4 protein-coding genes and 2 pseudogenes are annotated in these 4,768 nt (G+C 65.2%); 1 reads left to right on the top strand and 5 read right to left on the bottom strand.

The annotated features are described in order from the left end of the window. Nucleotides 1-116: 116 nt before the first annotated feature. Nucleotides 117-545: pseudogene (locus tag WAN71_RS01950) on the top strand (hypothetical protein); the annotation flags it as partial. On the opposite strand, the gene WAN71_RS01945 reads toward WAN71_RS01950, so the two are convergent. From WAN71_RS01945 to WAN71_RS01925, 5 genes and pseudogenes are all read right to left on the bottom strand, one after another. After that, complete coding sequence (locus tag WAN71_RS01945) at nucleotides 494-1,393, bottom strand: enoyl-CoA hydratase/isomerase family protein (RefSeq protein ID WP_422223714.1); 900 nt, start codon at nucleotides 1,391-1,393, stop codon at nucleotides 494-496. The pseudogene WAN71_RS01950 and the gene WAN71_RS01945 sit on opposite strands and share 52 nt — an antisense overlap. Then, complete coding sequence (locus tag WAN71_RS01940; RefSeq protein WP_422223715.1) at nucleotides 1,393-1,944, bottom strand: TetR/AcrR family transcriptional regulator; 552 nt, start codon at nucleotides 1,942-1,944, stop codon at nucleotides 1,393-1,395. Before WAN71_RS01940 ends, WAN71_RS01945 begins: the two co-directional genes overlap by 1 nt. Nucleotides 1,945-2,034: 90 nt before the next feature. Continuing rightward, the gene (locus WAN71_RS01935; protein ID WP_422223713.1) at nucleotides 2,035-3,288 is read right to left on the bottom strand and encodes an acyl-CoA dehydrogenase family protein; all 1,254 of its coding nucleotides are present in this window, start codon (nucleotides 3,286-3,288) and stop codon (nucleotides 2,035-2,037) included. A 14-nt stretch (nucleotides 3,289-3,302) separates the two neighbouring features. Next, entirely contained in the window at nucleotides 3,303-4,121 is an 819-nt protein-coding gene (phaZ, locus tag WAN71_RS01930; RefSeq protein ID WP_422223712.1) for a poly(3-hydroxyalkanoate) depolymerase, read from the bottom strand. Between the two features lie 71 nt (nucleotides 4,122-4,192). Then, a pseudogene (locus WAN71_RS01925) lies at nucleotides 4,193-4,768 on the bottom strand (poly(3-hydroxyalkanoate) polymerase); the annotation flags it as partial.

The raw sequence follows: 4,768 nt of genomic DNA, 5'->3' as shown, positions 1-4,768 counted from the left end.
GACCAAGAAGGAGATCATCCGCTGCCTTAAACGGGCCGTGGTCCGCGAGCTCTACCGAGCACTCCAAGCCGACCTAAACCCAACAACGCAGGCACTTGACGCTGCATAGGAGCATCCACACCATCCCCTACGCCGACGGCGGGCCCACCCACGCCTCAAACCTCAAGTGTTACTGCCGCACCCAATATTTGGTAAAAACCTTCTGGGGCTGGCGTGATCAGCAATTGCCCGACGGCACAATCATTCTCACCTCGCCGACCGGGCACACGTATGTCACCACACCCGGCAGCGCCCTGTTGTTTCCCAGCCTGTGCCAATCCACCGGCGGTCTGCCCTCACCAGAAACTGAGCCGCCGCTCGACTACTGCGGCGAGCGCACCGCGATGATGCCCAAACGCCGCCGCACCCGCGACCAAAACCGCGCCCACGCCGTCGCCACCGAACGCCGACAGAATCGCGACGCCCGGGCACGCCGCCGAGCCGAGCGCGTGAGCTATCTCGGCTCCGCACCACCCGACACCGACAGCGATCCCCCGCCGTTCTGACCGACCGCCGGACGTCCGGCCAGCACGCTGTGCACGCTGTCGGCGAACGCGGCGGTGGTGAAGCAGGTCGGTTCGGCGAATTCCTCCAGGGTGAGCGCGTCGTTCCAGCTGGCGTCGGCCGCGGCCCGCAGCAGCGGCTTGGTCATCGCCACCGCGTGTGCCGGCATCGCGGCCACCCGTGAGCACCATTCGTCGGCAGTAGCGAGCAGCTTGGCGTGCTCAACGACCTGCTGCACAAGCCCCAGCCGTTGCGCAGTCCGGGCGTCGATGTGCTCACCGCGCAGGTAGTACGCAAACGCACCCTGGTAGCCGAGCCGACGAGTCAACGCCCAGCTGGTGCCGACCTCCGGGATCAGGCCCAGCCGCCCGAACGCCGGCACGATCACCGCACGCTCGCTGGCGATGGTGAGGTCGCAAGTCAGCGCCCACGCCAGACCGACTCCTGCCGCCGGGCCGTTGAGCGCGGCCACGAAGATGGTGTCCGACCCGGCGATCAGCCGGGCGATTCCGCCGAATTCGCGGCGGATCCAGCGCCAGACGTCGGCCACTCCCTCGGGTTGGTTCAGCTGCTCGGTGGCCGCACGCATCATCTTCAAGTCGCCACCCGCGCTGAAGCCCGGGTCGGCACCGGTGAGGACCACACTGCGAATGTCGGTGTCTGCAACGAGCGCATCGAGCGCGCGCCGTAACTGCCGCACCAACGGCGCGGAAAGCACGTTGAGCCGGTCGGGTTCATCGAGGGTAACGACCGCCCGGTCACCGCGATGCTCGACACGTACCCGGCCGGGCGCCTCGGGGTCGTCGCCGTCGGCGATCATGCTGTTGTAGAGCGATTCCGCTGGGCTCATCACTTGTCCTCCTCGATTCCGTTGGCCCGCAATACCTTCCACGCAGCGTCGGCGAATGTCTTGACCACCCCGCGCGACATGCTGGGTTCGTCGCCGGCAATCCAGTACCGGCTGAATTCCTGTGCCGGCCCGAACCACAATGCCGCCGTGATGCCAGCCTGCATCGGGCGCAGCACGCCATAGCTGCGGTGCGGACGCCACCAGTCCCGCACGGCCGCAAAGAATTCCCCGTTGGCGTCGCGCAGCTCGGCGCTGTCCAGCCGATCACCCAGCAGCAAAGCCGCCTCGCTGCGGTTGGCGGACACCCACCGCAGGTGGTGCGTGATGCCACCGCGGATCCCTCCCTCGGCAGACGCGTGGCTGCGCAACATCGCGACGAATCCCGTCTGGTATTCGCGCATAACTTGGGCGTAGACGGCAGCGGCCAGCGCTGGTTTGTCCGGGAAATGGTGATACAGCGCCCCGACGCTGACATCGGCCTCGCGACGGATCTCGTCGAGTGTTGCCGCGATGGCGCCGTCGGCGGCGAACCGCCGGCGGGCGGTCTGCATCAATCGGTCCCGCGCATCGGCGGCGCTGGATCTCGGCACGAGGAATACTCTACTGCTACCGAGGAATCCTCTGTCGAGGCGAGTGCTGCGTCAGGCGAACGCGCTCTGCCCGGTGATGTGCCGGCCGACGATGAGGGACTGGATTTCGGCAGTTCCTTCGTAGGTGACCAGGGCTTCCATGTCGCACAGGTGACGCATGACGTGGAAGTCGAGCAAGACACCGTTGCCGCCTAATACGTCGCGGGCCAGTCGACACACGTTGCGGCCCTTGACCGTGCAGTAGTACTTGGCGAGCGCGGCCATCGTTTCTTCGACCTTGCCCTCATCGATGAGCCGCGCCATTCGGATGGCGTACAGCTGCATCGAGGTGAGATCGCCGAGCATCTCCACCAGCATCGACTGGATGACCTGGTTCCTGGCGATTGGCCTGCCGAACTGTTTTCGCCGCAGGGCGTAGTTCAGCGCGATGTCGTAGGCCGCGACTGCGTGTCCGGCCGACCCCCACGCGACGGAATTGCGGGTGCCGGCGAGCACCTTGCCCACATCTTTGAAGCTGTTGCAGTTCTGCAGTCGGGCGTCTTCGGACACCCGGCAATCGGTGAGGGTGATGTCAGCGTTCTGCACCATCCGCAGCGACATCTTGCCGCCGATCTTGGTCGCCGCGTATCCGGGGTTGTCCTTCTCCACGACGAACGCCTTGACTTGGTTGTCCGCGGTGTCGCGGGCGTATACGACGACGTAGTCGCACCACACGGCGTTGCCCGGCCAGCGCTTGCGGCCGTTGAGCACCCATTCGTCGCCTTGCCGCTCGGCGGTGGACTCAAGGATGACGGCGTCCGAACCGTGCTCGGGCTCGGTCAGGGCGAACGCGCCGATCTTTTCCAGGCGCGCCATCGCCGGCAGGTAGCGTTGCCGCTGTTCCTCGGAGCCCAGGATATTGATCGATTGCATCGCCAACCCGACGTGTACGGCGAAGAACGTGGCGATGCTCCCGTCGATGCGCGACAGCTCGTAGGTGACGAGGCCGGCGGCCACCGCGCTCATCGATGTGCACCCGTGGTCGCCCAGGTTGTAGTCGCCGACAATATTCAGCGCGGCAAGTTTCGGAACCAGTTCGAACGGGAACTCGCCGCGTTCCCAATACTCATTGGCGACCGGCAGGATCTCAGCCTCGCCGAGCGCCCGGACCTTGGCAAAAATCTCCTTTTCCCGGTCGGTCAGCTGATCGGCCATCAAGAAGTAGTCGGTCTCCCGGGCATGGCCGATGTCCTCGACGAGCGAGGCGGTGGCCGGATCGGCGTCCTTGGCGCCTCGTGTCTCAAACGAGCTCAAGGGGCTAGGCATCTTTGGCATTGTTGTCATGGCCGTTCTCCGGGTTCATGCAGGAATTTCTCGATGACGGGTGCGAGTTCGGCCGCGTTGTGCACGAGATCGATGTGGCCGCCGCTATGTATATGCAGTCGCGAATGGGGCAGCAACGCGTTCATGATGTGCGCGTTGACTATCGGGATGATCGGATCATCGGTGCCAGCCACGATCAACGTCCGCTGCCGCACCGCAGGCAGCGCGAACAGGCTGGTCCACACCGAACCCGCGAGAAGCTGGTGCAGGTAGCCCATCTTCGAACCGGCGTGCAACTGCTGCAAAAAAAGTCGCGCGACGTCCTCACCGTGAGCGCGGACAGTGCCGCCGTACAGTTCACCGGCAATGGATGCGGCGTAGTCCGGATCCGAAAACCTGCGGGGGGTAGCCATTTTCGCCAGCACACGCGGATGAGCAGGCACCATCAGCGCACCGGTACCTGTCGCCACCAGAACCAGGCGGCGACACCGGCGCGGGTTCTGAAAGGCGAATTGCTGCGCAAGTGCCCCACCCCAGGACAGCCCCAGCACATCGACCACGCCGATTCCGAGCTCGGAAAGTACGCGACCCAGCACCCAGGCAAGGTAGGGGAATCCGTAAGGCGCAAGGGATGTGGGTGAGCCGCCCGCTCCTGGAACATCGAATCGGACCACCGTAGTATCCGGATCGAGCTGCTCCACCAGTGGATCCAGCACTTCCAGACTTGCCCCGATGCCATTGCACAGCACCAGCGGCACACCTGTTCCCCACCGCACGTTCACCCGGATCCGCTGCCCGCCGGTGGCGACGTAGCACTCCTCGCCAAACTCACTCACCGGTAGCGAACGAAGACGTCGCCGCTCCCGAGTCGATTGACGCTTGTCCGCAGCTTGCGACTCCAATTTCGTCACTTTTCCATCACATAACTGCCCGGGGCGGGACCCAACGGTGGAAGCTCCTCCCCGCCAAGTGTTTTCGGAGCGTCGATCTCCGAGCCGCTGCGCTCAGCGAGCCAGCTAACGTAGTCCGGCCACCACGAGTCCGCGTGCTTCTCAGCAGAGTCCAGCCACTGCTGGGGATCCTCGACGTCGACTGAACCGGTGTGGAACGACGCCTTCGGGTTGCCGGGCGGGTTCACCAGTGCCGCGATGTGACCGCTGGTGGACAACACGAAGCGGTTGTCCTTGCTGCCGAGCAAGCGCGCGCTGCGATAGGTGGCTTGCCACGGGCAGATGTGGTCGGCGACGCCGCCGACGATGTAGGCGTCGGAGGTGATCTTGGCCAGGTCGACCGGGCTGCCGAGCATGCTGACCCCGCCGGGGGTGACCAGCGAATTCCGCAGCCCCATCAGCACCAGGTCGCGGTGCAGCGCGGCGGCCATCCGGGTGGTGTCAGCGTTCCAGAACAACACGTCGAACGGCGCCGGCTTCCGGCCCTGCACGTAGTTGTTCACCACGTACCGCCACACCAGGTCGGTGGGACG

The sequence above is a fragment of the Mycobacterium sp. genome (genome assembly GCF_049280035.1).
Lineage (GTDB): Bacteria > Actinomycetota > Actinomycetes > Mycobacteriales > Mycobacteriaceae > Mycobacterium.
This window is presented reverse-complemented; position numbering and strand designations above follow the sequence as displayed.

Coding starts and splice junctions, on each gene's coding strand:
- WAN71_RS01945 (WP_422223714.1), bottom strand. CDS start 1,393: ATGAGCCCAGCGGAATCGCTCTACAACAGCATGATCGCCGACGGCGAC.
- WAN71_RS01940 (WP_422223715.1), bottom strand. CDS start 1,944: ATGCAGACCGCCCGCCGGCGGTTCGCCGCCGACGGCGCCATCGCGGCA.
- WAN71_RS01935 (WP_422223713.1), bottom strand. CDS start 3,288: ATGCCTAGCCCCTTGAGCTCGTTTGAGACACGAGGCGCCAAGGACGCC.